The sequence below is a fragment of the Mesorhizobium sp. FG116 genome, from assembly GCF_057809835.1.
In genome coordinates this window covers 1-25,921 of sequence record NZ_JBMDKS010000010.1, presented here as the reverse complement: position 1 = coordinate 25,921, position 25,921 = coordinate 1, and the positions used below count along the sequence as shown (strand labels likewise).

Here is a 25,921-nt window from a genome sequence, read left to right as displayed (position 1 = left end):
CGCGCGGCGGGAAATCCACCATCAGATTTATTGAATCGGAGTTTGCCCGCAGGCTCTTTTTATCAGCGAACGTTCACCTATATGGTGTTTCTTTCCGGTCCCCCCCCAGAAGGCACCACGCCCATGCACAAAGAACACTCAAACGCGTTCGATCCAAAGCCGTTGCTGGACCTGATCGCTTCCATCGAAGCGGATTTGCAGCGCCTCAAAAGCATGGTGGAGCAGGAGGTCGAGAAATTTGACCCGGCCAATCCGCACAACAAGACCCCCGATGGCAAATTGACCACCGAGGGTGTCGAATGCTGCTACCGCATGTTCGATGAAGGCAAGTCGCGCTACAACGTAGCGCAGCAGATGAAGATATCTTTCGCTGCTGCGACCCACCGCTTCAACGCCTGGCGCAAGGCGGGCGGCTCAAGGCGTCAGCGCGAACTATTGGGATAGGTCTTTCAGCGGGACGGTTTCCTCATCCCGCTGAAGTCATCCACGCAGGTCAGCGATAGACCGGGCAGCTTCTGTCCCAGCGTCCAAAGCTCACGACTACGCGATCGCCATAGCGCGAGCGGCCGCCGATATCGATGGTGCGCCGACCGACGTCGAGAATGCGGGCACGCTGGATTCCCATCCGGTCAGCCTTGGCCAGCGCCCGTTCCGGCGGGCACTCACGCCGGGCCCAGCCACGGTTGTCGCTGCGCGGGCCGCCTTCGCGCCATTCGTTGTCACGATAGCTCCACCGACCGGTGCGGCAGTCCTCGCGGTATGGATTGCAGTCTTCCCTCATGCGCACCGTCGGTCCGCCCTGGCCAAAATGCAATTCCAGCGAATCGGCATGAGCGACGGTCGTTGCAGCGCCCGTCAGGGCGAGGGCTGCAGCCATCAGGGTGGTTTTGAGAATGTTTCGCATAACAAGGCCTCCTGTCGGACCATAACGGCGCCGAAGCGATCCGGTTCACATCAGCTTTTGCAATCGGCACGAAACATTCGGTGAGTGACCCGAATCTTACCTCGATTGCCATGCTTGAAGGCGCATGGATTGCGGTACTTTGATGACTTGATCGAGAAAATTCATTGGTGCGGCGTTTTGCTTTGCGGGCATGATTAACAAAACATGTCGCACAAGGATTTTTCGATGGCTCTCGCGTCCGCTCCCGGCATCGCCGATATCAGAAACGCCGCGCAGCGCCTTGCCGGGCTTGCCGTGCGCACGCCGCTCGTTGAATCGCAGGCGCTCAACGAGCGCTTTGGCGGCAGGGTATTGTTCAAGCCGGAAGTCCTGCAGCGCACCGGTTCCTTCAAGTTCCGCGGTGCCTACAACAAGATTTCCGGCCTGAGCGACGCAGAGCGGGCGCGTGGCATCGTCGCATTCTCCTCCGGCAACCATGCGCAGGGTGTCGCGGCTTCGGCGGCGCTGTTCGGCGCGAAGGCCGTCATCGCCATGCCCGCAGATGCACCGCAGACCAAGGTCGGCAATGTGCTTCGCATGGGCGCGGAGGTCGTTCCTTTCGACCGTGCCCGCGACCGCCGCGAGGATGTCGTGCAGCCATATCTCGATCGCGGCATGGTCCTGGTCCCGCCCTTTGACGACCCGGCCATCATTGCCGGGCAGGGCACTGTCGGCCTCGAACTCATGCAGCAGGCGGCGGAGCTTGGCGTTCGCCTCGACACGGTGGTCGTGCCATGTGGCGGTGGCGGATTGATCGGCGGTGTATCGCTTGCCGTGAAGGATGCCTCGCCCCTTACCGCTGTCTGGGGCGCGGAGCCCGAACATTTCGACGACACGCGCCGTTCGCTGGAAGCCGGAAAACGGGTTGCCAACGAGCCCGGCCACAATTCGTCCTGCGATGCCCTGATGACCTCGGAGCCCGGCCTCATCACCTTCGAAATCAACCGCCGCAATCTTGCCGGCGTCGTCGCCGTTTCAGAACAAGCCGTTGCCGCCGCCATGCGCGACGCCATGGCCCACCTCAAGCTGGTGGTTGAACCGGGCGGATCAGTGGCGCTTGCGGCACTTTCTTCCGGCCGCATCGACTTGCAGGGCAAATCTGTCGCGGTCGTGCTGTCGGGCGGCAATGTCGATTTCGACGTCTATTCGCGCATGGTCGCCGGCACCTGACCGCCCAAGCGCAGGCCACCCTCATCCAAATGCCGCAGTTCTTAGTCGAGCGTGCGCCGGAAGCGCAGCAACGCAAAGCCGGCAAACAAAAGCACGAAGCCGAACAGCCATGCTATTTCTGGCAGGATGGAAAAAAGCCCCGCGCCTTTAAGCATCACTGCGCGCACGATGCGCAGGAAGTGGGTCAGGGGGAAGATTTCGCCCAGCCATTGCGCCCATTGCGGCATGCCGCTGAACGGGAACATGAAACCTGACAAGAGGATCGAAGGAAGGAAGAAGAAGAAGGTAAGCTGCATCGCCTGCATCTGTGTCCGAGCCACGGTCGATATCGTGTAGCCAAGCAGCACCAGCCCCAGCACGAACACCAGAATCGATGACAGAAGCAGCGCCAGTCCGCCGACAAACGGTATGAAGAACAAGAGCTTGGCGGCTATCAGCACGACCACGACCTGCACCGCGCCCACGCAGGCATAGGGCAAGACCTTGCCCAGCATGATCTCCAGCGGGCTGGAAGGCATGGCGAGCAGGTTCTCCATCGTGCCGCGCTCGGTTTCCCGCGTCAGCGCAATCGACGTCATCATCACCATGGTCATCTGCAGGATGACGCCGAGCAGGCCGGGCACGATGTTGTATTGCGAAATGCCTTCGGGATTGTAGCGCCGGTGCACCACGACATCGAGGCGGCTTTGCGCATTCTCGGCAGCCGAAGCCTGCTGGCCTTGTGCTCTCAGCAGAGCCTGTCCGGCAATGGTGCTCAGCGTCGAGATCGCGCCGCTCGCCACCGACGGATCGGTCGCGTCCGCCTCGATCAGGATCTGCGGATTGTCGCCACGCTCCACCCGCCGTCCGAAATCGGAGGGAATCGTGACCAGGAACGCCACCTTCCCGCTTGCCATCAGCTCGTCCGCTTCCGCTTCGGTCCGGGCGATGTAGCCGAACCGGTAGTAGTTGGTGTTCTCCAGCGCAGACACCATGGCGCGGGTGTACTGGTCGTTGCTCATCGAAAGCAGCGCCGCCGGCAGGCCCTTGGGGTCGTTGTTGATTGCAAAGCCGAACAGCACAAGCAACGTCAGCGGGACACCGAGCATCATGGCGAACGTCACGCGGTCGCGCCGCATCTGGATGAATTCCTTGCGCAGCAAGGCATTGAGACGCGCGAACGAAAAGACGCTGGTGACCGTCATCCCATATTGTCCTTCGCACCGGCCATGAACTGGATGAACACGTCTTCGAGGCTGGTTTCTCCCGGGGTTATGCGAACGCCGGGGTAGATTCTTTCCAGCACCGACAATGTGTTTTGCAGCAACGCCCGGTTGGAGCCGACCACGTGAAGCGTCGCCCCGAACGGCGCCACTTGTTCGACGCCCGGCTTGCCGACCAGCGCGGCCGCAATCTTGTCCAGCCGCTTGCCTTGCAAGACGAAGGTGGACAGCCCGGCGTTTTTCACCACCTCGTCCACCGTGCCGGTTGCCAGCATCTTGCCGTAGGAAATGTAGCTGATGCGGTGGCAGCGTTCGGCTTCGTCCATGTAGTGGGTGGAGACAAGGACGGTCAGTCCGCTGCTCGCCAAAAGGTGGATTTCATCCCAGAACTCGCGCCGCGCCTTGGGATCGACACCTGCCGTCGGCTCATCCAGCAACAACAGCTTCGGCTTGTGCATGATGCAGGCGGCAAGCGCCAGCCGCTGCTTCCAACCTCCCGAAAGCGTGCCGGCAAGCTGGTTGCGCCGCGTCGTCAGCCCGAGATCGGCAAGCGTGTCGGCAACGAATTTCTCGACCGGCTGCAACTCATAGAGCCGGGCGACGAATTCAAGGTTCTCGCCGATGGTCAAATCCTCGTAGAACGAGAACTTCTGCGTCATGTAGCCGACTTCGCGCTTGATCTTCAGCCCTTCGTTGAGAAGGTCGTAGCCGAGCACGGTGCCATTGCCCTCGTCGGGCGTCAGCAACCCGCACATCATGCGGATCGTCGTCGTCTTGCCGGAACCGTTCGGACCGAGGAAGCCGACGATCTCGCCCTCGGCCACAGCCATGGTCACATGATCGACCACCGTCTTGTCGCCAAAGCGCTTGACCAGTCCGCGAACGTCGATGGCATTCATTGGCCGGGGTCCACCAGGCCGACATCGACGATCTGGCCGGGTTGCAGCCGCGTGGCATCGCCTTCCGGGCGCGCTTCGACGAGGTAGACCAGCTTCTGCCGGTTATCGAGCGAATAGATCACCGGCGGCGTGAATTCGGGATCGGGCGACACGTAGCTCACCCGCGCCTTGAGATCGTCGGCGCAGCCGTCGCAGGTGACGGAAAGCTGCGAGCCGACCTTGATCGAGGAAAACGCATCCTGCGGCACGTAGACCGTAAGCTTCACCGCCCCGTCCGGCAGGATGGAAACCACCGGCGCAGCAGGTCCTGCGGTATCGCCGGGATTGCGGATCACATCATCGACGCGGCCGGGCGAGGGCGCTGTCAAAAGGCGTTTCGACAGCCGCCATTTTGCCTGTTCAAGCTCTGCCTGAGCCTGCTTGACCTGGCTGCTCGCCGCCTTGATCTCCTCGGCGCGCGCCGGCAGGCCGGCCACGGCGAGATTGGCCTCGCTCTGTCCGATCTGCGCCTGCGCCACTTCGACCGCGGTCCCCGCTTCGTCCAATTGCGCCTGCGTGGCGATGCCGCGCTTGGCGAGGTCCTTGGTTCGGTCGAGCACGCGGCTTGCCTCGTCGGCCTGGGCATTGGCCGAGCGCACCGCGGCCTGCAGCACCGCGATCTCTTCCGGCCGCTTGCCCACCTGGAGGTTGGCAAGCTGCGCCTCGGCCTGCGCCAGCGCCGCCTCGGCCTGTGCGACGGCAATCTGCGCGTCGGCGCTTTCCAGCGTCACCAGCGGCATGCCCGGCTCGACCCGGTCGCCGCGCTTGACGTTGATGTCCTTGACCTGCGCCACCTCGATCGGAGCGAGCAGCACGTAGTCGCCCTCGACATAGCCGACCGTCAGCGACGGCGGCGCTGAACAGGCTGAGAACAATTGCATGGCCAGCGGGACGTAGCAAAAAAGGCTCATTCGTTCGCATCCTTTCGCGCTGCCAGGAGGGCGCTCAGATTTACGCTTATCGCGCCAAGCACCTGGCCGGCCTCCTTGTCACCGATGCCGTCCCAGCCCATGCGTTTCAACACGACTTCGCGACCGATGCGGAAATAGACCACCTGGCCGATCAGCGTGAAAACCGTGAGCCGCGTGCGCTCGCTTTCCGCCGGTTCGCCTGTCGCCTGTTCCCAGATCTGGCAAAGCCGCTTGTGCAACGGCTCGAACACGCCGTGATAGATACGGTCCAGCGCATTGGTCGGTTGCGATGTTTCGCGCAGCATGAAGCGGGCGATATCGCCGGCCTCCGGGCTCACCACGAAAAAGCCGATCATGCGCTCCAGCGTTGCGAACATCTGCGCTTGCGCGGCTTCCGGGTCGGGTCGGCCATTTGCCGCCGTGTGGACATTGCCAAGCGTCTGCGAAGCGACCTGCTGGATCGTCCCGACGATATGGTCGGCGGTTGCTGCGTGCAGGCCTTCCTTGCTGCCGAAATGATAGGCGATGGAGCCGATATTGGCCTTGGCGTGCGCTGCGATTTCGCGCGTCGAGGTGCCCTCGAAGCCTTGCCGCCCGAATAGCTTCAATGCCGCCTGGATAAGGGCCGCGCGCGTTTCGTCGGCAGCGGTCGAAACCGCACTGTGTTCAGCCGTCCTCTCCATGCGCGCTCGCAGCATGTTGGCGATTTAATCAATCGATTGATTAAAGTCAATTTCACCTGCCAAACCGACCGCGGGCAGGTTGATTTGCGTTGGTTCACAGGCTTTAGTCCCGGCCATGGCCAAGGAAGTCGAACGCAAGTTTCTGGTGAAGGATGCCGCGTGGCGTGATGCCGTCGAAGACAGCATCGCCATCGTCCAGTTCTATCTGGCCATCTCCTCCGAGCGCTCCATTCGCCTGCGCATTTCCAACGGCAGGAGCGCCAAGCTGACGCTGAAATTCGGCAGCGACCTTAAACAGCGCGACGAGTTCGAATATCCCGTCCCGCTGGCCGACGCTCACGAGATGCTGGCCTTTGCCATCGGCACGGTGATCCGCAAGACGCGCCACCATGTCAGGCACGAGAACTACCTTTACGAAGTCGATGTCTTCAACGGCGAGCTCGACGGCCTCGTCGTTGCCGAGCTCGAAACCATGGACAAGGTGGCGGACGCCCTTTTGCCGCCGTGGCTCGGCGAGGAGGTCACCGGCGAGCTGCGCTATTCCAATGCCTCGCTGGCCTTGAACGGTTTTCCGGAACGTGTGCTGCGATGAGGCATCTCATAGGCAGCCGCATGCCACGGCCGGAGGTTCGCTGACGTCATGACCGCCCCTGCCGAAACCTTTCTCGACAAGCTTGGCCGTTGGATTGCGGGGCGCTTGCAGGCGGAATCCTCGGGCTACGAGCCCTACACGCCGTCTGATCCGAACACCTTGCGCCGCACGCTGGAGCCCGGCGACATCCTGCTCGTCGAAGGCAACCAGAAAATATCGGCGGCCATCAAGTACCTCACGCAGTCCACTTGGTCACACGCCGCGCTCTATGTCGGCGACGCCTTGCCGGAACCGGCGGACGGGTCGGAACGGCCGCGCCTCATCGAGGTCACCATCGGCGAGGGCTGCGTGGCCGTGCCTTTGTCGAACTATCGCACCTACAACACCCGCATCTGCCGCGCGAGCGGCCTGTCGCCGGAAGACCGCGACCACGTCGTCTCCTTCATGATCGGCAAGCTCGGCCTGCGCTACGATCTCAAGAACATCTTCGACATGCTGCGTTACTTCTTCCCGACGCCGCCTGTGCCGGTGCGCTGGCGTCGCCGCCTGCTCGCCTTCGGTTCCGGCGATCCCACCCGCGCCATATGCTCGACACTGATCGCGCAGGCCTATGGCGAGATCCGCTACCCGATCCTGCCGGAAATCACGCTTGCCCCCGGCCGCGCGTCGGCGCAGTCGAACTATTCGCGCCGGGAAATCCTGCACATCCGCCACTACTCGCTCTACACGCCGCGCGACTTCGATCTCTCGCCCTATTTCCGGATCGTCAAACCGACGCTGGAATATGGCTTCGACTACAAGGCGGTGGTGTGGGGGGAAACGCCCAACTCTATTCTGCCGGCACGCTCGCAACGTCCTTGACCGACGCCGCAAACTTCACCAGCGGCGGTTTCACCCCATGCGTAATCAGCATGCGCCGCACCTGCGGCGATGCCCCGGCAATGTAGAAGCGCACGCCGGCCTTCTTGGCCTTGCGCGCCGTGCCTTCGATGACGTTCGCGGCGGTGGAATCGAGGAACGGCACCGCCGAGCAATCGAGGATGAAGGTGCGCCGCTGGTCGGCGATGCGGTCGAGCACAGAACCCACCGTTGCCGCCGCGCCGAAGAAGAACGCACCGGAAATCCGGTAGACGACGGTATCCGGGTCGGTTGAGCTTGCCGCATCGTAGGCCTTGCGCTCGCCGTTCGTGTCGTCGGCGACATCGTCGACCAGAAGCGGCGTATGCGCCTCCACTTCCACCTGCCGCGCCATGCGCCCGATGAACAAGAGCGCGCCCAGCGCAAAGCCGACAACGATACCTGTCGTGAGGTCGCGGAAGATCACCAGGCCGAAGGTGACCAGCAGCACCGCCGCATCGCCGCGCGAGGAAGCCAGAAGCGCACGGAACGCCGGCCGCTCGATCATGTTCCAGGCAACGACTGCCAGCACGCCGGCAAGTGCTGCCAGCGGAATGTAGCTGGCCAGCGGTGCCGCTAAAAGCATGAACAACAGCAGGAATGCCGAATGCAGCATGCCGGAAACCGGACCATGAGCGCCGGCCCGCACATTGGTCGCCGTTCGCGCAATGGTGCCCGTCACGCAGATGCCGCCAAACAGTGCCGAGCCGATATTGGCCGCGCCCTGCGCCACCAGTTCGCAGTTCGAGCGATGGCGTCGCCCGGTCATGCCATCTGCCACCACCGCCGACAAAAGCGATTCGATTGCTCCAAGCAGCGTGAAGGAGATAGCGTCCGGCAGCACGGCCACGATCTTTGCCGCATCGAAAGCGGGCAGCGACGGCTCCGGCAACATCGACGGAATGCCGCCGAAGCGCGTGCCGATGGTCTCGACTTCGAGTCCGCCAAGCACCGCCACCAGCGAGCCTGCCGCAACCGCGATCAGCATGCCTGGCCATGTCGGCCGCCATTTTTTCAATCCGACGATGATTGCGCCTGTCAGCACCGCGATCCCAAGCGCCGAAGGGTTCAGGCTTGACAGCGCCTTTGCCAACACCATCAGCTTCGGGATCAGGTCGCCCGGTTCCTTGTCCGCCAGCGTCAGGCCGAACAGGTCGTGCAACTGGCTGGCGAAGATGATGACGGCAATGCCGGCGGTGAAGCCGACCGTCACTGGATAGGGGATGAACTTGATGTAGGTGCCGAGCCTCAGATATCCAGCCGCAACCATCATCAGGCCGGACAGCATGGTGGCAAGGATCAGCCCATCGACGCCGTGGCGGTCGACTGTCGCGGCCACCAGCACGATGAAGGCGCCTGCAGGCCCGCCGATCTGGAAGCGGCTGCCCCCCAGAAGCGAAACGAGAAAGCCGCCGACGATGGCGGTGAACAGGCCCTTTTCCGGCCCGACGCCGGACGCGATGGCAATCGCCATCGACAGCGGCAGCGCCACGATGGCAACCGTCAGGCCGGCAATGGCATCCGCCTTGAACTGGGCAAGGTGGTAGCCTTCGCGCAGCACCGTCACCAGCTTGGGCGTGTAAAGTTCGGAAAAGCTCGCGGCCTTGTGCCGGCTCGTCTGGTCCATCGGTCTGCCTTCAAACCTGAAAGACAGCGGCGTCGGCATTTTTCAAGAAACGTCGGCGGCCGCTGTCGCGGCTTTGCGCAGACCCAAACCGGAAGGTTGGGATTGAAAAGGCCTAACGGCTCTTGAGGCGTACGCCCCGGCCGCCGCGCTCGCTGGCCTGGTTCTCGCCGATCAGTTCTACCCCGGCCTCGTCGAGCGCCTGGATGACCTTCATCAGCGTGTCCACCACGCCGCGCACCACGCCTTCGCTGGCTTCCATCCTCTGGATGGTTGGCAGCGAAACCCCGGCCCGTTCGGCGAGCGTCTTCTGGTCGATCCCGGCCAGTGCCCGCGCCGCGCGCATCTGCGCTGCTGTGATCACCGGTCAGACCTCCCGTCTAAGTCTGCAATATACATATATGATACAGTCATAGTGATGTGTCAAACATAAGTATGAATATGTGAAACATATGTCTATTCGTCAGTCTCGGGCTCGCCGCGCCGCTGCAACAGACGCGCCGCCAACCACCACAGCATGGCCCAGGCAAAGCCTGCACACCAGCCTGCCAGCACGTCGGACGGCCAATGCACGCCGAGATAGATGCGCGAGACGCCGACCAGAAGCGTGATGACCACGGCCAGCGACAGCACATAGATTTTCGTGGTTCGCCCATGCACCACGCGGCTTACAAGCGCTCCGAGCGTCAGGAAAACCAGCGCCGAGATCATGGCGTGGCCGCTCGGAAAAGACAGCGAGGTTTCCTGCGCCAGATGCGTGACCAGTTCGGGGCGTGGCCGGTCGATGCCCGCTTTGAGCAGGCTTGAAAGCATCTGCCCGCTGGCAATCGAGGCGATCACGAACAGTGCGGTCGCGGGCCGCTTGATCAGGAAAAGGTAGATCGCTGCGGCCGCCGTGATCAGGGTCAGCACGCTGGCGCTGCCGAGCGCCGTGATGTCGCGCATTGCGCCTTGCAGCCATGCCGGACCTATCGGCATGTCGGGGTGCCCGGCAACGCGGAAGTAAAGCAGGATTTCGCTGTCCAGCGAATGGGGAGAGGCGTCGCGCGCCACCTCCATCAGTTCGAGGAAACCCCACATCCCGCCGGCGATGATGATGCCGGCGAGCAGCATCGGAAATTCCACCCGTTTGAGAACTGCTGCGATCCCGTTCATGCTGCCGCTTCCATGCCTGTCATCGGCCCTGGAAATAGGGCCCGAGCGTGATCAGCGCCACTGCCACGATTGCCAGCACGATGCCTGCCGCCTGTAGCGAGGTCACGCGCTCGCTGAAGAAGGCCAGTGCCACGAGATTGACCGCGACAAGCTGGATCACCGCCGACAGCGAAAACGAGATCGACATGCCGAACTCCTTGATCAGCTTCAGCATGATCAGGTTGCCGAGCGAATAGAGGATGAGCGTCAAGACGAGCTTGCCGAGGCTTGGCCCCAGCGCCCAGTATTTCGCAACCGTAGCCGCCAGCAGGAATATCGCGGTCGAAAGACCGAGCAGGAACATTCCCAATGCACTCATGGCTCGCTTCCCCAAAAATGGCGCTTCAAGGCGTTGTTTCTGAACCGCATGGCGCGGTCAAGTCGTCGGCCCTTGGCTTGTGGGGACAGCCGATTTTTGCTTCGCTGGTCATGAAACTGTGATCCGCCGCCGTTACCCGTCTGCCACTGCAATGTTCCAGCCAATTTGAAAGCCAGAGGACAAGCCATGACCGAACAGACGGCGCACGAGGCGCAATTCCGCACCAGCCTGCTTGAGGAAAATGACGGGCCGGGCACCAATCCCACCGACAACCGCACCATGGGCGAGATCATTGCCGCCCGCTTCTCCCGCCGCGGCTTCCTGAAGGGCTCTCTCGCGGTTTCCGCGATTGCCGCAACGGTCAGCCCGCTGGCGCTCATGACCGCTGAAAAGGCGCGGGCCGCCGGTACGTCGGCCTTCACCTTCGATGAGGTTGAGGCGGGCATCGACGACAAGCACCATGTCGCCGCCGGCTACGATGCCGACGTTTTGCTGCGTTGGGGCGATCCGCTGTTTGCCGATGCGCCCGAGTTCGATCCTGTGAAGCAGAACGCCGAGGCCCAGGCAAAGCAATTCGGCTACAACAACGACTATGTCGGCTTCATCCCGCTAGAAGGCTCGTCCGAGCATGGCCTCCTCGTCGTCAACCACGAATACACCACCGCACATCTGATGTTCCCCGGCCTCGTCACCGTTGGCGAGAAGGAAGGCAAGAAAGTGCTGGAGCAGGCTGCTCTCAGCAAGGAGCAGGTCGATATCGAGATGGCCGCGCACGGCGGCACCATCGTCGAGATCAAAAAGGACGGCGGCAAATGGCAGGTCGTGCGTGACGGCAAGTTGAACCGCCGCATCACCGCCAATACCGAGATGCAGCTTTCCGGTCCCGTCGCCGGCCATGATCGCGTCAAGACCAATGCCGATCCGTCCGGCCTGAAGGTGTTCGGCACCATCAACAACTGCGCCGGCGGCGTCACCCCTTGGGGCACCTATGTCATGGCCGAGGAAAACATCCACGGCTATTTCTCCGGCGAACTGCCGGCCGACCACAAGGAAGCCGGCAACTACGAGCGTCTCGGCATTCCGGAAGGCTCTTACGAATGGGCTGCCCACTACGAGCGTTTTGATCTTGCCAAGGAGCCGAACGAGGCCAACCGCTTCGGCTGGATCGTGGAGGTGGACGTCAACGACCCGACCTCCGCGCCGAAGAAGCGCACCGCGCTTGGCCGCTTCAAGCACGAAGGCGCTGAATCGATCGTCGCCAAGGATGGCCGCGTCGTCTTCTATCTCGGCGACGACGAGCGCTTCGACTACGTCTACAAGTTCGTCACCGCCGGCAAGTTCAATCCGGACGACCGCGCCGCCAATATGGACCTGCTCGACGAAGGCACGCTCTATACGGCCAAGTTCGCCGAGGACGGCTCGGTCGAATGGCTTGCGCTCACCTTCAACGAGGGTCCGCTGACGGCGGAAAACGGCTTCGAGTCACAAGCCGACGTGCTGATCGAGACCCGCCGCGCCGCCGATTTGCTCGGCGCCACCAAGATGGATCGCCCCGAGGACATTCAGCCGAACGGCGTCACCGGCAAGGTCTATGTCATGCTGACCAACAACACCAAGCGCAAGGACGATCAGGTCGACGCCGCCAATCCGCGCGCCAAGAATGCCTTCGGCCACATCATCGAGATCATCGAGGACGGCGGCGATTTCACCGCCACCAAGGGCAAGTGGGAAGTGCTCTTGAAATGCGGCGATCCGTCCGTTGCCGAAGTCGGCGCGTCCTTCTCGACCGCCACCACCGCCAATGGCTGGTTCGGCATGCCGGACAATTGCGCCGTCGATTCAGCCGGTCGCCTGTGGGTTTCCACCGACGGCAACAACGCCAAGGATACCGGCCGCACCGACGGCCTGTGGGCGGTGGATACAGAGGGCGATGCGCGCGCCACCTCGAAGCTGTTCTTCCGCGTGCCTGTCGGGGCGGAAATGTGCGGCCCGCTGTTCACGCCCAACGACGAAACCGCCTTTGTCGCCGTCCAGCATCCGGGCGATGGCGGCGAGGAGTGGGAGGGCTTTGGCCGCCCCTCCTACTACGAGGACCCTTCGACCCGCTGGCCGGACTTCAAGCCGGACATGCCGGTCCGTCCGGGCGTCGTTGTCATAACGAAACAGGGCGGCGGCAAGATCGCTGTCTGACCGGAACTTGAGGGCAGGGGCGGGCTTCGGCTCGCCCCAAAGCTTCGGTCGGAACTACGTCCTCAACCTGTAGCCCGTATTGAATATCCAGCCCACCACCGCGATGCAGGCAAACAGGAAGGCGAGCGTCATGCCGAGGCTGACGCCGAGCGACACGTCCGCAGTGCCGAAGAAGCTCCAGCGGAACCCGCTGATCAGGTAGACCACCGGATTGAACAGCGTGATCGTGCGCCAGATGCCCGGCAACATGTCGATCGAATAGAACGATCCACCAAGGAACGTCAGCGGCGTCACGATCAAAAGCGGCACAAGCTGCAACTGCTCGAAACTCTGCGCCCAGATGCCGATGATGAATCCGAACAGCGAAAACGTCACTGCCGTCAGCACGAGGAAGCACAGCATCCAGAAAGGATGCTCGATGTGCAGCGGCACGAACAGCGAAGCGGTTGCGAGAATAATGAGCCCGATCGCCACCGACTTGGTCGCCGCCGCGCCCACATAGGCGATGACGATTTCCAGATAGGACACCGGCGCCGACAAAAGCTCGAAAATCGTCCCGACGAATTTCGGGAAATAGATGCCGAACGAGGCGTTCGAAATCGACTGGGTCAGCAGCGACAGCATGATCAGTCCCGGCACGATGAACGCGCCGTAGCTCACGCCGCCGATCTCCGAGATGCGCGAGCCGATCGCCGCTCCGAACACCACGAAATAAAGCGACGTCGAAATCACCGGCGAGACGACGCTCTGCAAAAGCGTGCGCATGGTGCGGGCCATCTCGACCCGGTAGATGGCCCAGATCGCGTGGCGGTTCATGAGTGCCTCACCAAATTGACGAAGATTTCCTCGAGCGAGCTGTTTTCCGTATCGAGATCGCGGAACTGGATGCCTGCCGCCTCGAGGTCGCGCAGCAACGAGGCGACGCCCGGCCGTTCGCTCTGGTTGTCATAGGTATAGGTCAGCGATCCGCCATCCTTGCCTAGCTCAAGTGCATATTTCGAAAGCGCTGCCGGTATCGCGTCCAGCTTCTGGCGCAATTCCAGCCTCATCACCTTGCGGCCGAGCTTGCGCATCAACTCGGTCTTGTCCTCGACCAGGACGATCTCGCCGTGATTGATGACGCCGACCCGGTCGGCCATCTCCTCGGCTTCCTCGATGTAGTGCGTGGTCAAGATGATGGTGACGCCGCTTTCGCGCAGCCGCCGCACCATCGCCCACATGTCCTGCCGAAGCTCGACGTCGACGCCCGCCGTCGGCTCGTCGAGGAACAGGATCTGCGGCTCATGCGCCAGCGCCTTGCCGATCATCACGCGCCGCTTCATGCCGCCCGAAAGCGTCGTCACCTTGGCGTCGCGCTTGTCCCATAAAGACAGGTCCTTCAGTATCTGGTCGACCAGTTCGGGATTTGGCGGCTTGCCGAACAGGCCGCGGCTGAAGTTGAGCGTCGCCCGCACGGTCTCGAAGGCTTCCACCGTCAATTCCTGCGGCACCAGCCCGATCAGCGAGCGCGCCGCGCGGTAGTCCGTGCCTATGTCGTGGCCGTCCACCGTAACCGTGCCGTCTGAGCGGTTGACGATGCCGCACACGATCGAGATCAGCGTTGTCTTGCCCGCGCCGTTGGGGCCGAGCAGGGCGAAGATTTCGCCGCGCCTGATGTCGAGGTTGACTTCCTTCAGCGCCGTGAAGCCGGAAGCATAGGTTTTCGAGACGCCTGAAATCGAAATGATTGGCTGCATGGGAATGGCTTTGGATTGGAATGGATTTCTTTATCTGGCGCCTGAATGTCGGTGCGCGACGGATAAAGTCAACGCCACTCCTGACATCTCACGCCATTTCTTTTCGGCGGAACCGATTGGCACGCAGCGAGTTACATCTTGTTTGGTCGTCTCAACCGTTATCAGGGGGCTTTCATGCTGAAGACCGTGTCCATTGCCACTGCCGCCGTCGCGTTCTCGTTTCTCGCCGGCGCAGCCTATGCGCAGGATCCCGATCGCGCCCCGCCTGCTGATTCAAAGAAGCTCTCCGAGATTGTTGCCAAGGTCGAACAGCGTGATGGCTTCCGTTACATCGACGATATCGAATGGGACGATGGAGCCTACGAGGTCACGTACTACACCACCGACAAGGCCAAGGTGGAAATCAGGTTCGATCCCGTGACCGGCGATCCCAAGTAACGGGAACGGCTGCGACCTTCCGCCTCGCGTGACGCCGCGCCGCTTTGACGTCGCCATGGTGAGCGCCTAACTTCTGCGTGGGAGAGCAGCCGGAGCCTTTTGCCAATGGACCCGCTCATTCTGTCGCGTATCCAGTTCGGAGCGAATATTTCGTTCCACATCCTGTTTCCCACCATCACCATTGCGCTCGGCTGGGTGCTCCTCTTCTTCAAGCTGCGCTACAACGCCACCGGCGACACCGCCTGGATGCGCGCCTACTTCACCTGGGTAAAGGTGTTTGCGCTCTCCTTCGCGCTCGGCGTCGTCACCGGCGTCACCATGAGCTTCCAGTTCGGCACCAACTGGCCGGGCTATATGGAAACGGTCGGCAACATCGCAGGCCCCTTGCTCGCCTACGAGATTCTCACCGCCTTTTTCCTGGAGGCTGCCTTCCTCGGCATCATGCTGTTCGGCTTTCGCCGCGTGCCGAACCGCATCCACACACTTGCCACGGTCCTCGTCGCCGGCGGCACCACCGTCTCGGCCTTCTGGATCATCGCGCTGAATTCCTGGATGCAGACACCGACGGGCTTCGAGATGCGCGATGGCGTCGCGCACGCCGTCGACTGGTGGGCAATCGTCTTCAATCCCTCGATGCCGTATCGGCTGACCCATATGCTGATTGCTTCGGGCCTCACGGTATCGTTCCTCATCGCCGGCTTCTCGGCGCTGCGCTATCTCGCCGGCGACCGTTCCGATTCCATGTGGAAGGCGCTTCGCACCGGCGTTTTTCTGGCCGCCGTTCTCATCCCCGTTCAGATATTCGTCGGCGACCAGCACGGCCTCAACACGCTGGAGCACCAGCCGGCCAAGGTCGCCGCGATGGAGGCGAATTGGCATGCCGGGCCGAACATTCCGCTAGTGCTGTTTGCAATCCCGGATGAGAAGGCGAAGGAAAATCGCTTCGAGATCACGGTACCCAACGGTGCCAGCCTCATCCTCACGCACAGCATGGACGGCGTGGTCCCCGGCCTCGATCAGTTCGAGGGCAATCATCCGCCGGTCTTTCCCGTCTTCTGGGGCTTTCGAATCATGGTCGGCACCGGCCTTTTGATGCTGGCCGTTTCGTGGTCAGCCGCCTTTTTCCTGCGCCGCCGCCGCGGCCTGCCAAAGCCGCTGGCGTTTCTCATGGTGCCGATGGCGCTGTCGGGCTGGGTCGCAACGCTGGCCGGTTGGTACACCACCGAGATCGGCCGGCAGCCGTGGCTGGTCACCGGCATCCTCAAGACCGCCGACGCGGTCGGTCCGGTCGCAGGAAGCCACGTCGCCCTGACGCTTGCGATCTACCTCATCCTCTACGCGGCCCTGCTCGCCACCTATCTCGGCGTGCTGGTGCATCTTGCATTGAAGGCCGCGAAGGACGGCGACACCTCGCCCTTGCCGGGCGTGCTCAACGCCCCGCTCTCGCAACCGGCGGCAGGAGAGTGAAATCATGACCTTTGACTGGCCAACCCTTCTGCCGCTGATATTCGCCGGCCTCATGGGCCTCGCCATCCTGATCTATGTCGTGCTCGACGGCTTCGATCTCGGCATCGGCATCCTGTTCAACTTTGCCGACGATGCGGAAAAGGACACTATGATCGCCGCCATCGGCCCATTCTGGGATGCCAACGAAACCTGGCTGGTACTGGCGGTAGGCCTTCTGCTCGTCGCCTTTCCGCTGGCGCACGGCGTCATCCTCACCGCGCTTTACCTGCCGACCTTCCTGCTGCTTGTCGGCCTGATCCTGCGCGGCGTTGCGTTCGACTTTCGCGCCAAGGTCCCTGCGGGCCGCAAGCATCGCTGGAACCGCATCTTCTTTGCCGGTTCGCTTATCGCTTCGCTGGCGCAGGGCTATATGCTGGGCGTCTATGTGCTCGGTCTCGACAGCGGCCTTGCGGCGATGGCCTTCGGTGCCTTGGTGGCGCTCTGCCTCGCCGCTTCCTATGCCGCGATGGGCGCTGCCTGGCTGATCTACAAGACCGAAGGCGACTTGCAGAAAAAGGCGGTGCGCTGGCTGCGCTCGACACTTGTTCTAACCGTGCTCGGCATGGCCGCAATCTCGCTGGCGACGCCCTTTGCCAGCACGCGCATCTTCGACAAGTGGTTCGTCTGGCCGCAGATGCTCTATCTGTCGCCGCTGCCCATCCTGTCGGCGTTGCTGTTTGTCTGGCTGTGGCGGCAGACCTTTCATCTGCCAAAGGAAAACGACCGCCATTCCATCGTGCCGTTTCTCACGCTCGCGGCGATCTTCGCACTCGGCTTCGCCGGCCTTGCCTGGTCGTTCTATCCTTATGTGGTGCCGGACAGGCTCACCATCTGGCAGGCAGCCTCGGCACCGGAAAGCCTTGCCGTCATCCTGGTCGGCACGGTATTCGTGCTGCCGATCATCATCGCCTATTCATTCTATTCCTACCGCGTCTTCGGTGGCAAAGCCGGCGACCTGACCTACGACTAGCGGGTGCCTGCCGGATATCGCCGGATATTAACGAATGGTTTCCAGGTCATCGTTGCGGCCAGTTCAAATGTGACATTTGTGCTACTCTTGGCGCGGAAGTCTTTAAACCCTTCCGTTTCCATTCAACTTTCACAATCCCGATTGTCAACCGGCGCCGCTTGGCAGAAGGATGAGTGAAGTGAAGGCACGAATCGGAGAGGGGTCTCCGTCTGCGGCAATCGCAGTCTTGGTATCTGCCTTCTGACTGGAGAATTTGGATGAACATCAAGAGCGTCCTTTTCGGTTCCGCTGCGGCCCTGATCGCAGTTTCCTCGGCCCATGCAGCCGACGCCGTCGTCGTGGCTGAGCCGGAACCTGCGGAATACGTCAAGATTTGCGACGTCTATGGCGCTGGCTACTTCTACATCCCCGGCACCGAGACCTGCCTGCGCGTCGGCGGCTATGTCCGCTACGACATCGGTGTGGGTGACCGCGAGGGCCACCTGGACGTTACCGATGTTCGCACTGGCGGTCTGAATGACACCTACCACAAGCAGGCCCGCTTTGCCCTCATGACCTGGACCGGCAGCGAGACCGAGCTCGGCACCCTCAAGACATATACCGAAACCCGGTTCGAATTCCGCGATGGTCACGACTTCACCGAGTACGATGGTGACGGTGATGGCGATACCGACTTTACGTTGTCCAACGAGTCGAACTGGTCTCTCAACTTCGCCTGGATCCAGCTCGGCGGCCTTCGTATCGGTAAGGACGAGTCGGCGTTCGACACCTTCATCGGCTATGCCGGCGGCGTCATCGACGACACGCTCGTGCCTTACGGCGATTTCGACACCAACCTGATCAGCTACTATTTCGACGGCGGCAACGGCTTCACCGGCGTGGTTTCGCTGGAAGAAGGCTCTGGCGACGAGTCGATCGATAGCTATGTTCCGCACGTCGTGCTCGGCGCGAAGTACGAGCAGGGCTGGGGTGCCGTCTCCGCCGTTGGCGCCTACAACAGCAACTGGGAAGAGTGGGCCGGCAAGGTTCGCCTGGACGTGAACGCTGGCGATAGCCTGACCCTGTTCATCATGGGCGGCTACGGCACCGACGACAACGCCGCGACCAATTTCTACAAGCTGTGGGACGGCAACTGGGCTGTCTGGGGCGGCGGCACCTACACCGTCAACGACAAGACCACTTTGAACGCGCAGCTTTCGTATGATGAAGGCGAGACGTTCGGCCTCGCGGCCAACGTGGCTTACGAAGTCGTGTCCGGCCTGACCGTTACGGCGGAAGTCGACTACTACAACAAGTCGGCAACCGACGCGCGCCCGGTCTCCGAAGATGGCATCGGCGGCATTCTCCGTTTCGAGCGCGCCTTCTGATCATAGCATTTCGGGGTCAATGCATCCCGACAGTGGCAGTTATTAAAAGCCCCGCGGCCATGGTCGCGGGGCTTTTCATTTCGGCGAAGGGTCTATCCAGATCGGCATGCGAAAACCGGTTGCGCTTGCCGTGCCGGTTCAGCTCTTTTTTGCCGCCATGACCAGCACCGGCTTGTCGCTGTAGAGCGTCGGGAACAATGCCTTGAGGTTTTCCACCTTTGGCAGGTCGTTGTAGACGATGTAGGGGTAGGTCGGGTTCAGCTGGAGGAAATCCTGGTGATAGTCCTCGGCGGGATAGAACGCCTTGCCGCTTTCAAGCGTTGTCACGATCGGGCTGCCAAACAGTTTGGCCTTGTCGAGCTGGGCGATGTAGCTTTGCGCGACCTTCTCCTGCTCGGCGTTTTCCGCGAAGACCGTTGAGCGATACTGCGTTCCACGGTCCGGCCCCTGATAGTTGAGCTGGGTTGGATTGTGCGCCACCGAGAAATAGACCTGGAGCAACTGGCCATAGGTGACCTTCGACGGGTCGTAGGTGATCTCGACCGATTCCGCATGTCCGGTGCGCCCGCTGCCCACCGTCTCGTAGACCGCATCGTCGGCGCTGCCGCCGGCATAGCCTGACACCGCGCTCGTCACGCCCTTGACGTGCTGGAACACACCTTGCACGCCCCAGAAGCAGCCGCCTGCAAACACGGCCTTTTCCAGGCCGGGCTTCACCTGTTCGTCAAGCGATGGCGGTGGGATCACCACTGCCTCTTCTGCCGCGAATGTCGGCGATTGCCACAGCGCAATCGCGCTGAGCGCAAGCAATCCCGCCATCAGGGTCCGGTTGCGATGGGAGGATCGTTTGGTGGGATCGGTCATGCGATATCTCCTTCAACTGGGAGTTTCGGGCGGAGCGCTCGCTTCTGTGGCAAAGCATAGAACGGAACGCTCCGCCGCGCGTCTCACAACTGCGTGCGTGTTGACAAAGTTCAGTTCGAACTTGCCGGCTTCATGGCATCCGTGCTCATCGCGTCGCCCTTCATCGCCATGTCGTCGCAGGCCTTCATCGCCTCGTCCTTCTTCATGGCGTCGGTTTCCATGCCGGCCTTTTCCATGCACTCGGCCTTCATCGCATCCGCTGCCATCGGATCGGCAGGCTTCATGCTGTCGGTGGCCATGCTGTCCGTGGCTGGCTTCATCGCATCCTCGGCGAAAGCCGGCCCGCCTGCGAACAGGAAGATCGAGGCAAGTGCAAAGCCGATCGCCGATAGTGAGGTGGTGCGTGTCATGTTGTTCTCCCGTGGCCGGTTGCGGCGTGTGCCGCTCCCTGGATGAGGTTGCGGCGCCGCCGCACGGCCACCGCAGGCCGGGCGTCGCCAACTCGCTGGCAGGGCCGGGTCCTGCTGGTATTTCGCCGCCCGGTCGCAAATGTTACGCTCGGCTATCGACACGCTTTCGTGATCGGGCCGCGGTTTACTTCGACAAAATCGCCCAGCACGTAACAGTGACGGCCCTGCCGACGAATAGCATTGTGGGAAGCGCTTATTGACCAGACCCGACGACGCCGAGCTTGCCGGATTGCTCAGGGCCGCGATGGCCGGCGACGAGCGGGCCTATCAGCGCTTCCTGTCGATGACGGCACTGCGCGTGCGCGCGCTGGCAAGGCGGCTGACCACACCGGGCGGCGGGGTAGAGGCGGAAGACATCGTGCAGGATACGTTGCTGGCCATCCATCTCAAACGGCACACCTGGCGTCAGGATGAGCCCGTCCTGCCGTGGATTTTCGCCATTGCCCGCTTCAAGGCCATCGACGCCTTCCGCCGGCGCGGCCGCAGCATCGAACTCGACATCGCCGATTTTACCGACATCCTTCCCGCGCCGGAAAGCGAGGCGATCAGCCAGCGCGACCTCGGCCGTGCGCTGGATACGCTGTCGCCTTCGCAGAAGGCTGTCGTCGCCTCCGTGTCGGTCGAGGGCCAGTCCATAGCCGAGACGGCGGATGCGCTCGGCATGACCAACACAGCCGTGCGCGTGGCGCTTCACCGCGGCCTTGCAGCGATTGCCCGGCGCTTCGGGGAGCGATGACATGAAGACCGACGACCTCATCGCAACCCTGGCCAAGGATGCCCGCGCAAGTGGTCCGTCCGCCACCGCTCTGCTGGCAGGCGGGGTCGCCGTCGCCATCGTGCTGGCGGCGATCGCCTTCTTCGGCATGCTCGGCCCTCGCGCCGACATCCACGCCGCCGCCTCCACGCCGCGCTTCCTTTTGAAGTTCGTCATCACCGCCACGCTTGCGCTCACGGCTCTCGCCGCAGCCTCCGCCCTTTCGCGCCCGCAGGCCGGTTCGCGCGTCGTCGGCCTGCTCCTCGCCGCTCCGATCCTGCTCGCCGTCGCCGTCATGTCGGAAATGATGCTGGTGCCGATGCCGGACTGGCCGGCCCGCTGGATCGGCAACAACAACATGCTCTGCCTCGTCTTCATCCCGCTGATCGGCCTTGCCCCGCTCGCCGTCCTGCTCGCCGCCATGCGTCGCGGTGCGCCCGCCCGCCCGCGCCTGGCCGGCGCCGTCGCGGGCCTTCTGGCCGGCGGCATCGCCGCCACTTTCTACGCCGCCCACTGCACCGACGATTCGCCGCTCTTCGTCGCCACCTGGTACAGCATCGCCATTGTCGCGCTTGCCGGCCTCGGCGCGCTTGCCGGCGGCCGCATCCTGCGGTGGTAGAACTCAGCCTCCCGCGCTTGCCGCCGCGCGGCCTGCCTGATAAAGCCCGCGGCCATGACCACACCGCTCGACCACATCCGCAACTTCTCCATCGTCGCCCATATCGACCATGGCAAGTCCACGCTCGCCGACCGCCTGATCCAGCTCACCGGCGCCATGGATGCGCGCGAGATGGCCGGCAAGGAGCAGGTGCTCGACAACATGGACATCGAGCGCGAGCGCGGCATCACCATCAAGGCCCAGACCGTGCGCCTCGCCTACAAGGCCAAGAACGGCGAGGACTACGTCCTCAACCTCATCGACACCCCCGGCCACGTCGATTTCGCCTATGAGGTGTCGCGCTCGCTCGCCGCCTGCGAAGGCTCGCTCCTGGTCGTCGACGCCTCGCAGGGCGTGGAAGCCCAGACGCTCGCCAACGTTTACCAGGCCATCGACAACAACCACGAGATCGTCGTCGTCCTCAACAAGATCGACCTGCCCGCCGCCGAGCCCGAGCGCATCAAGGAGCAGGTCGAGGAAGTCATCGGCCTCGATGCCTCGCAGGCCGTCATGATCTCGGCCAAGACCGGCATCGGCATCGAGGACGTGCTGGAGGCCATCGTCCACCAGTTGCCGCCGCCGCGCGAAGGCGATGCCTCGAAGCCGCTCAAGGCCATGCTGGTCGATAGCTGGTACGACGCCTATCTCGGCGTCATCGTGCTTGTGCGCGTCATCGACGGCGTCCTGCGCAAGGGCCAGACCATTCGCATGATGGGCACCGGCGCGAAATACCCGGTCGAGCGCGCCGGCTTCTTCACGCCCAAGATGGTGCAGGCCGACGAGATCGGCCCCGGCGAGTTCGGCTTCATCACCGCCTCGATCAAGGAAGTGGCCGACACCCGCGTCGGCGACACCATCACCGAGGACCGCCGCCCGACCGCCGAGGCGCTTCCTGGCTTTAAACCTGCTCAGCCAGTGGTGTTCTGCGGCTTGTTCCCGGTCGATGCCGCCGACTTCGAGGATTTGCGCGCCGCCGTCGGCAAGCTGCGCCTCAACGACGCCTCCTTCTCCTACGAAATGGAAACCTCGGCAGCACTTGGCTTCGGCTTCCGCTGCGGCTTCCTCGGCCTGCTGCACCTCGAAATCATCCAGGAGCGGCTGGAGCGCGAGTTCGACCTCGACCTCATCGCCACCGCGCCCTCGGTCGTCTACCGCATGCATCTCAACAACGGCGAGATGAAGGAACTGCACAACCCCGCCGACATGCCGGACGTGGTCAAGATCGACCACATCGAGGAGCCGTGGATACGTGCCACTATCCTCACGCCAGACGATTATCTCGGCTCCATCCTTAAGCTCTGCCAAGACCGCCGCGGCATCCAGGTCGACCTCTCCTATGTCGGCAAGCGCGCCATGCTGGTCTACGACCTGCCGCTGAACGAGGTGGTGTTCGATTTCTACGACCGCCTGAAGTCGATCTCGAAGGGCTATGCCTCCTTCGACTACCATCTGACCGACTACAAGGAAGGCGACCTCGTCAAGATGTCGATCCTCGTCAACGAGGAGCCGGTCGATGCGCTCTCCATGCTGGTCCACCGCACGGCGGCGGAAAAGCGCGGCCGCACCATGTGCGAGAAGCTGAAGGACCTGATCCCGCAGCACATGTTCAAGATCCCGATCCAGGCTGCCATCGGCGGCAAGGTCATTGCCCGCGAGACGATCTCGGCGCTACGCAAGGACGTGACCGCCAAGTGCTACGGCGGCGACGTCACCCGCAAGCGCAAGCTGCTCGACAAGCAGAAAGAGGGCAAGAAGCGCATGCGCCAGTTCGGCAAGGTCGACATTCCGCAGGAAGCCTTCATCCAAGCCTTGAAGATGGGGGATAATTGACGACGACAAGCAACCGAAGGTGCTTGTCGGGAAATCGATCCGGTGGATCGATTTTAGTCAATTATGGGTGGGAGGTGACGGAGGCACCGGGTCCCACCCCGGGTGGCGCCTGATAGCGGGCACGATCCCTTTCTTCCTTGCCCCGACTTCGGAGCGGGACTGTCTAAGGGCCGGCCAAGCCGGGTGCCCACAGCAGCACTCTGCGCGTTGTCTGTTCTTTGTGGAACGCATCTCAAAGAGAGAGTTCCGGCTTCTTCAAGGAGGGGTCGAAGGCCTATTATGAGCTCAGGTATAGAAGCCACAAATGAATGGCGTCCTAACCACTGGCAACACACCCGAAACCGCTCCTTTTTTCTTGATGTGGCGATTATATAAAATATAGTTGCCTTGATAGGCAGTTTATTCGGCAGTTCACTAATGAAGAAAAGTCCCCTACAGCGGTTCTTGGAAAAGAATTCCATTACTCCTGCCGCACCCTTGCCGCTAGTACACACGTCAGACTCGTATTTGATCCGAAAGGCTGTATCGAGCGGCGCTTTGCAATGTTCTCCTTGCGATATATTTAAGGGCGAAAATCTATTGTATTTTTTCGTTGGTCGGGCCGCTTACAAAAAAACGCTTCGAGAAGACCCTCAATATTGGGAGCTACCGAGCTGTCTTATATTTAATTTTGATATCAATGGAGCTCGAAGGATACATCCATTTGATACTGGCGCGTTCGCTCGGAAACGGTATCCGAATTATATCACTATGATGGAGATTTCTGACTACGAATTTCCGCCATCCGACACGCTTGTTCGAAACGCTATTGGTGCATTCTTTGTTACAAATAAAAATTACTATCACCTTAGAAATTTGGAACGAGAAAAATTTGAAAACTTGCACGGACTTGGGATCACGGACGAAGAGATAATGGCGCTTCATACGTTAATAAAAGAGAGAGGTAGCCGTGCCGATGACAGACGATTTTCAATAGAAGTACAATATAATGTAGATTTTAAATTTAAAGAACGAAAACTTATATTGGCTATAATACCAGAAATATATCTTGAAAGCCGAAAGTACACATCTATGATACGATCTTTTGGTGCTCGTATCGAAACTTATCCAATTTATCCTCTTCGAAAAGATTATCATTATTATGCAATTTATGAGAAATTAGACTCATTTTACAGAAATCGCGGATACTATGAAGTTTAACGTCACCAGTATCTTGGCTCCATCAGATGCACCAGGCGTCGTAGTGCCAGTTTTCATCATGGATGGATCAAACCTACCGTTCGTCCAGGAGATGGATGAATACTATAATGTGGTAGAAATGGTGCCGTTCTTGAGTAGTGAATTCTATGAGATGACATCGGATTTTGAGGGTATATATTCAGTCCAAGTCGGTGAGCCGGGGCTGATAGCTTTTCGAGACTTGAACAATAAAATCAGAATAATGAACCTCACGGAGATTTTCAGGTACCGGGACGAGCATGCTGTACAGCTTCAACACGCGCCACTTCTAGACCTGCAACTCGCGAGGGCTTGCGGTGTCCCCCGAGCAGCCATGCACGGCATGTGGGGAATGGTGGCGGCAGCGTATTTTCCAGAAGTAGAGCGCGATGATTGGGTCGATGCAGAACACCAGCTGAGCCAGCGACATAACGCTATTTGGGCGGCTATCAAAGATACGCCTGACAACGATCTCCTGCTTGATGACACCCCTGGAGACGTAAGTTTCGAGCGACTTTTCGCATGGCTAAATGCGTATAAACTCCATCCTAAGTGGGGAAAAGTTTGGATAAAAGCATTTCTAAAAAGGCCGTTTGACGAGCGAATGATGCAGCTGGGTGCTGACTGGTCCGAGTCGCGGATCGCTGCCTCAGCACCGGTGGCAGAAGTAAAGCCTGTATTGTATTTATTCCTCGAAAGCACTGAGATACATAGTATCTCAGAAGAATTTAGTATGCTTATACGTGAATATATAATAGAAAAAAGTGGAGAGTTCTATGATTTTTATTATCCATCCGGTTTTTTGTTTCATATCGTCCGAAATTCGTACGTAACAGATGAAGAGGCGAAGAGAGCGCAGAAATCAGAGTATATTGATTTCTTGATGGCTAAAACAGAAAATAGCGAAGCTCTCAGAGAGGAGGTTGAAAGAGCGTTAAAAATCAAGCTGCTACGGAGAGTTATATCGTAATATTCTATGTCCACCTATTTCGAATCTCCGCTCCACTATTCTCAGCCTTTTCCGCCCCCTAGAGTCGGTAGCAGGTCCCGAGGAAGCCGGGCGGCCGCCGACTGTCCGTGATCCCGTCGATGATGTGTCAGGCGGCAGTTCTGCCCAAATTAGCTAATTCAGCTAATTTCTTCTCATGAAAACCCTTACGCGACCGATGCGAAGAATCGTTTTGGCGAGTTGATCGACATTGCGCAGGCTGAGCACGTGCGTGTGCAGCGGTAGCGTCGCGATGTGGCGGTGGTGCCTTAGAAACCCAAGCGCAGCCTCTCCACTTCGTCATCCCGGAATTCACTCTCGAGCGAAGCGAGAGAGGAATGTCCGGGATCCATTCCGTGACGGTGCGGCAGTATGCAAGCTGTTCAGAACTGGTTGCGCTCACTCACCCCTCATCCGACCTCGCTTCGCTCGGCCACCTTCTCCCACAAGGGGCGAAGG

Annotated in this window: 27 protein-coding genes; 14 read left to right on the top strand and 13 right to left on the bottom strand. The window is 60.9% G+C overall.

Annotation, left to right across the window (positions count from 1 at the left end):
- Positions 1–123 precede the first annotated feature (123 nt).
- Positions 124–444, top strand: a complete 321-nt coding sequence (locus tag ACODTY_RS10150) for a hypothetical protein (RefSeq protein ID WP_056235501.1) — start codon at positions 124–126, stop codon at positions 442–444.
- Positions 445–493: 49 nt separating this feature from the next.
- Here the strand turns inward: ACODTY_RS10150 and ACODTY_RS10145 are convergent, their stop codons facing one another.
- Entirely contained in the window at positions 494–904 is a 411-nt protein-coding gene (locus ACODTY_RS10145; RefSeq protein WP_488994149.1) for a hypothetical protein, read from the bottom strand.
- Between the two features lie 225 nt (positions 905–1,129).
- Here ACODTY_RS10145 and ACODTY_RS10140 point away from each other — a divergent pair, with 225 nt between their 5' ends.
- Positions 1,130–2,113, top strand: a complete 984-nt coding sequence (locus ACODTY_RS10140; protein ID WP_488994148.1) for a threonine/serine dehydratase family protein — start codon at positions 1,130–1,132, stop codon at positions 2,111–2,113.
- Between the two features lie 41 nt (positions 2,114–2,154).
- Here the strand turns inward: ACODTY_RS10140 and ACODTY_RS10135 are convergent, their stop codons facing one another.
- The 4 genes from ACODTY_RS10135 to ACODTY_RS10120 are packed head-to-tail and all read right to left on the bottom strand — an operon-like array spanning position 2,155 to position 5,847.
- On the bottom strand, positions 2,155–3,297 hold the full coding sequence (locus tag ACODTY_RS10135; protein WP_488994147.1) for an ABC transporter permease: 1,143 nt from the start codon (positions 3,295–3,297) through the stop codon (positions 2,155–2,157).
- Positions 3,294–4,214 carry an ABC transporter ATP-binding protein gene (locus ACODTY_RS10130; RefSeq protein WP_488994146.1) on the bottom strand — a complete coding sequence of 307 codons (921 nt, stop codon included), beginning with the start codon at positions 4,212–4,214 and terminating at the stop codon, positions 3,294–3,296. The genes ACODTY_RS10135 and ACODTY_RS10130 overlap by 4 nt, the downstream gene beginning before the upstream one ends.
- Positions 4,211–5,164, bottom strand: coding sequence for an HlyD family secretion protein (locus ACODTY_RS10125; protein ID WP_488994145.1), 954 nt, complete (start codon positions 5,162–5,164; stop codon positions 4,211–4,213). The genes ACODTY_RS10130 and ACODTY_RS10125 overlap by 4 nt, the downstream gene beginning before the upstream one ends.
- Positions 5,161–5,847: a CerR family C-terminal domain-containing protein gene (locus ACODTY_RS10120; protein WP_488994144.1), complete on the bottom strand. Its 687-nt coding sequence runs from the start codon at positions 5,845–5,847 to the stop codon at positions 5,161–5,163. The genes ACODTY_RS10125 and ACODTY_RS10120 overlap by 4 nt, the downstream gene beginning before the upstream one ends.
- Before the next feature lie 115 nt (positions 5,848–5,962).
- On the opposite strand from ACODTY_RS10120, the gene ACODTY_RS10115 reads away from it, so the two are divergent.
- Positions 5,963–6,439, top strand: a complete 477-nt coding sequence (locus ACODTY_RS10115; protein ID WP_488994143.1) for a CYTH domain-containing protein — start codon at positions 5,963–5,965, stop codon at positions 6,437–6,439.
- Between the two features lie 48 nt (positions 6,440–6,487).
- The gene (locus ACODTY_RS10110) at positions 6,488–7,300 is read left to right on the top strand and encodes a C40 family peptidase (protein ID WP_488994142.1); all 813 of its coding nucleotides are present in this window, start codon (positions 6,488–6,490) and stop codon (positions 7,298–7,300) included.
- Here ACODTY_RS10110 and ACODTY_RS10105 read toward each other — a convergent pair.
- The 4 genes from ACODTY_RS10105 to ACODTY_RS10090 form a co-directional block, all read right to left on the bottom strand.
- On the bottom strand, positions 7,269–8,963 hold the full coding sequence (locus tag ACODTY_RS10105; protein WP_488994141.1) for a SulP family inorganic anion transporter: 1,695 nt from the start codon (positions 8,961–8,963) through the stop codon (positions 7,269–7,271). The genes ACODTY_RS10110 and ACODTY_RS10105 overlap by 32 nt on opposite strands.
- A 112-nt stretch (positions 8,964–9,075) precedes the next feature.
- The gene (locus ACODTY_RS10100) at positions 9,076–9,324 is read right to left on the bottom strand and encodes a helix-turn-helix domain-containing protein (RefSeq protein ID WP_488994140.1); all 249 of its coding nucleotides are present in this window, start codon (positions 9,322–9,324) and stop codon (positions 9,076–9,078) included.
- A 92-nt stretch (positions 9,325–9,416) separates the two neighbouring features.
- On the bottom strand, positions 9,417–10,115 hold the full coding sequence (locus ACODTY_RS10095; protein WP_488994139.1) for a phosphatase PAP2 family protein: 699 nt from the start codon (positions 10,113–10,115) through the stop codon (positions 9,417–9,419).
- A 19-nt stretch (positions 10,116–10,134) separates the two neighbouring features.
- Positions 10,135–10,473 carry a hypothetical protein gene (locus tag ACODTY_RS10090; protein WP_488994138.1) on the bottom strand — a complete coding sequence of 113 codons (339 nt, stop codon included), beginning with the start codon at positions 10,471–10,473 and terminating at the stop codon, positions 10,135–10,137.
- A gap of 186 nt (positions 10,474–10,659) precedes the next feature.
- On the opposite strand from ACODTY_RS10090, the gene ACODTY_RS10085 reads away from it, so the two are divergent.
- Positions 10,660–12,663: a PhoX family protein gene (locus ACODTY_RS10085; protein ID WP_488994137.1), complete on the top strand. Its 2,004-nt coding sequence runs from the start codon at positions 10,660–10,662 to the stop codon at positions 12,661–12,663.
- Between the two features lie 54 nt (positions 12,664–12,717).
- Here ACODTY_RS10085 and ACODTY_RS10080 read toward each other — a convergent pair whose 3' ends face one another.
- Both ACODTY_RS10080 and ACODTY_RS10075 read right to left on the bottom strand, forming a co-directional pair.
- On the bottom strand, positions 12,718–13,479 hold the full coding sequence (locus ACODTY_RS10080) for an ABC transporter permease (protein ID WP_488994136.1): 762 nt from the start codon (positions 13,477–13,479) through the stop codon (positions 12,718–12,720).
- Positions 13,476–14,399 carry an ABC transporter ATP-binding protein gene (locus ACODTY_RS10075; protein ID WP_488994135.1) on the bottom strand — a complete coding sequence of 308 codons (924 nt, stop codon included), beginning with the start codon at positions 14,397–14,399 and terminating at the stop codon, positions 13,476–13,478. The genes ACODTY_RS10080 and ACODTY_RS10075 overlap by 4 nt, the downstream gene beginning before the upstream one ends.
- Before the next feature lie 174 nt (positions 14,400–14,573).
- Here ACODTY_RS10075 and ACODTY_RS10070 point away from each other — a divergent pair, with 174 nt between their 5' ends.
- The 4 genes from ACODTY_RS10070 (at position 14,574) to ACODTY_RS10055 (ending at position 18,680) form a co-directional block, all read left to right on the top strand.
- On the top strand, positions 14,574–14,837 hold the full coding sequence (locus ACODTY_RS10070) for a PepSY domain-containing protein (RefSeq protein WP_488994134.1): 264 nt from the start codon (positions 14,574–14,576) through the stop codon (positions 14,835–14,837).
- A gap of 105 nt (positions 14,838–14,942) precedes the next feature.
- Positions 14,943–16,304 (top strand): cytochrome ubiquinol oxidase subunit I, encoded by a 1,362-nt coding sequence (locus ACODTY_RS10065; RefSeq protein WP_488994133.1) that lies wholly within the window; start codon positions 14,943–14,945, stop codon positions 16,302–16,304.
- Positions 16,305–16,308: 4 nt separating this feature from the next.
- Positions 16,309–17,313, top strand: a complete 1,005-nt coding sequence (locus ACODTY_RS10060; protein ID WP_488994132.1) for a cytochrome d ubiquinol oxidase subunit II — start codon at positions 16,309–16,311, stop codon at positions 17,311–17,313.
- 257 nt (positions 17,314–17,570) lie between these two features.
- Positions 17,571–18,680, top strand: coding sequence for a porin (locus tag ACODTY_RS10055; protein WP_488994131.1), 1,110 nt, complete (start codon positions 17,571–17,573; stop codon positions 18,678–18,680).
- A 138-nt stretch (positions 18,681–18,818) separates the two neighbouring features.
- Here the strand turns inward: ACODTY_RS10055 and msrA are convergent, their stop codons facing one another.
- Positions 18,819–19,544 (bottom strand): peptide-methionine (S)-S-oxide reductase MsrA, encoded by a 726-nt coding sequence (gene msrA / locus ACODTY_RS10050; RefSeq protein WP_488994130.1) that lies wholly within the window; start codon positions 19,542–19,544, stop codon positions 18,819–18,821.
- 110 nt (positions 19,545–19,654) lie between these two features.
- Positions 19,655–19,954: a hypothetical protein gene (locus ACODTY_RS10045; protein WP_488994129.1), complete on the bottom strand. Its 300-nt coding sequence runs from the start codon at positions 19,952–19,954 to the stop codon at positions 19,655–19,657.
- 256 nt (positions 19,955–20,210) lie between these two features.
- Here ACODTY_RS10045 and ACODTY_RS10040 point away from each other — a divergent pair, with 256 nt between their 5' ends.
- The 5 genes from ACODTY_RS10040 to ACODTY_RS10020 all read left to right on the top strand — a co-directional run bounded on the left by ACODTY_RS10040 (position 20,211) and on the right by ACODTY_RS10020 (position 25,444).
- A complete protein-coding gene (locus tag ACODTY_RS10040) occupies positions 20,211–20,750 on the top strand; it encodes a sigma-70 family RNA polymerase sigma factor (RefSeq protein ID WP_488994128.1) in 540 nt (179 codons plus the stop codon).
- Position 20,751: 1 nt separating this feature from the next.
- Complete coding sequence (locus tag ACODTY_RS10035; RefSeq protein WP_488994127.1) at positions 20,752–21,387, top strand: NrsF family protein; 636 nt, start codon at positions 20,752–20,754, stop codon at positions 21,385–21,387.
- A gap of 54 nt (positions 21,388–21,441) precedes the next feature.
- Entirely contained in the window at positions 21,442–23,256 is a 1,815-nt protein-coding gene (gene lepA, locus ACODTY_RS10030; RefSeq protein ID WP_488994126.1) for a translation elongation factor 4, read from the top strand.
- A gap of 750 nt (positions 23,257–24,006) precedes the next feature.
- Positions 24,007–24,456: a hypothetical protein gene (locus ACODTY_RS10025; protein WP_488994125.1), complete on the top strand. Its 450-nt coding sequence runs from the start codon at positions 24,007–24,009 to the stop codon at positions 24,454–24,456.
- Entirely contained in the window at positions 24,446–25,444 is a 999-nt protein-coding gene (locus ACODTY_RS10020) for a hypothetical protein (RefSeq protein ID WP_488994124.1), read from the top strand. The genes ACODTY_RS10025 and ACODTY_RS10020 overlap by 11 nt, the downstream gene beginning before the upstream one ends.
- Positions 25,445–25,921 lie beyond the last annotated feature (477 nt).

What these genes read in the sequence shown, in the direction of transcription:
- ACODTY_RS10150 (WP_056235501.1), top strand. Translation starts at nt 124, where the DNA reads ATGCACAAAGAACACTCAAACGCGTTCGATCCAAAGCCGTTGCTGGAC.
- ACODTY_RS10145 (WP_488994149.1), bottom strand. Translation starts at nt 904, where the DNA reads ATGCGAAACATTCTCAAAACCACCCTGATGGCTGCAGCCCTCGCCCTG.
- ACODTY_RS10140 (WP_488994148.1), top strand. Translation starts at nt 1,130, where the DNA reads ATGGCTCTCGCGTCCGCTCCCGGCATCGCCGATATCAGAAACGCCGCG.
- ACODTY_RS10135 (WP_488994147.1), bottom strand. Translation starts at nt 3,297, where the DNA reads ATGACGGTCACCAGCGTCTTTTCGTTCGCGCGTCTCAATGCCTTGCTG.
- ACODTY_RS10130 (WP_488994146.1), bottom strand. Translation starts at nt 4,214, where the DNA reads ATGAATGCCATCGACGTTCGCGGACTGGTCAAGCGCTTTGGCGACAAG.
- ACODTY_RS10125 (WP_488994145.1), bottom strand. Translation starts at nt 5,164, where the DNA reads ATGAGCCTTTTTTGCTACGTCCCGCTGGCCATGCAATTGTTCTCAGCC.
- ACODTY_RS10120 (WP_488994144.1), bottom strand. Translation starts at nt 5,847, where the DNA reads ATGGAGAGGACGGCTGAACACAGTGCGGTTTCGACCGCTGCCGACGAA.
- ACODTY_RS10115 (WP_488994143.1), top strand. Translation starts at nt 5,963, where the DNA reads ATGGCCAAGGAAGTCGAACGCAAGTTTCTGGTGAAGGATGCCGCGTGG.
- ACODTY_RS10110 (WP_488994142.1), top strand. Translation starts at nt 6,488, where the DNA reads ATGACCGCCCCTGCCGAAACCTTTCTCGACAAGCTTGGCCGTTGGATT.
- ACODTY_RS10105 (WP_488994141.1), bottom strand. Translation starts at nt 8,963, where the DNA reads ATGGACCAGACGAGCCGGCACAAGGCCGCGAGCTTTTCCGAACTTTAC.
- ACODTY_RS10095 (WP_488994139.1), bottom strand. Translation starts at nt 10,115, where the DNA reads ATGAACGGGATCGCAGCAGTTCTCAAACGGGTGGAATTTCCGATGCTG.
- ACODTY_RS10090 (WP_488994138.1), bottom strand. Translation starts at nt 10,473, where the DNA reads ATGAGTGCATTGGGAATGTTCCTGCTCGGTCTTTCGACCGCGATATTC.
- ACODTY_RS10085 (WP_488994137.1), top strand. Translation starts at nt 10,660, where the DNA reads ATGACCGAACAGACGGCGCACGAGGCGCAATTCCGCACCAGCCTGCTT.
- ACODTY_RS10080 (WP_488994136.1), bottom strand. Translation starts at nt 13,479, where the DNA reads ATGAACCGCCACGCGATCTGGGCCATCTACCGGGTCGAGATGGCCCGC.
- ACODTY_RS10075 (WP_488994135.1), bottom strand. Translation starts at nt 14,399, where the DNA reads ATGCAGCCAATCATTTCGATTTCAGGCGTCTCGAAAACCTATGCTTCC.
- ACODTY_RS10070 (WP_488994134.1), top strand. Translation starts at nt 14,574, where the DNA reads ATGCTGAAGACCGTGTCCATTGCCACTGCCGCCGTCGCGTTCTCGTTT.
- ACODTY_RS10065 (WP_488994133.1), top strand. Translation starts at nt 14,943, where the DNA reads ATGGACCCGCTCATTCTGTCGCGTATCCAGTTCGGAGCGAATATTTCG.
- ACODTY_RS10060 (WP_488994132.1), top strand. Translation starts at nt 16,309, where the DNA reads ATGACCTTTGACTGGCCAACCCTTCTGCCGCTGATATTCGCCGGCCTC.
- ACODTY_RS10055 (WP_488994131.1), top strand. Translation starts at nt 17,571, where the DNA reads ATGAACATCAAGAGCGTCCTTTTCGGTTCCGCTGCGGCCCTGATCGCA.
- msrA (WP_488994130.1), bottom strand. Translation starts at nt 19,544, where the DNA reads ATGACCGATCCCACCAAACGATCCTCCCATCGCAACCGGACCCTGATG.
- ACODTY_RS10045 (WP_488994129.1), bottom strand. Translation starts at nt 19,954, where the DNA reads ATGACACGCACCACCTCACTATCGGCGATCGGCTTTGCACTTGCCTCG.
- ACODTY_RS10035 (WP_488994127.1), top strand. Translation starts at nt 20,752, where the DNA reads ATGAAGACCGACGACCTCATCGCAACCCTGGCCAAGGATGCCCGCGCA.
- lepA (WP_488994126.1), top strand. Translation starts at nt 21,442, where the DNA reads ATGACCACACCGCTCGACCACATCCGCAACTTCTCCATCGTCGCCCAT.
- ACODTY_RS10025 (WP_488994125.1), top strand. Translation starts at nt 24,007, where the DNA reads ATGATGGAGATTTCTGACTACGAATTTCCGCCATCCGACACGCTTGTT.
- ACODTY_RS10020 (WP_488994124.1), top strand. Translation starts at nt 24,446, where the DNA reads ATGAAGTTTAACGTCACCAGTATCTTGGCTCCATCAGATGCACCAGGC.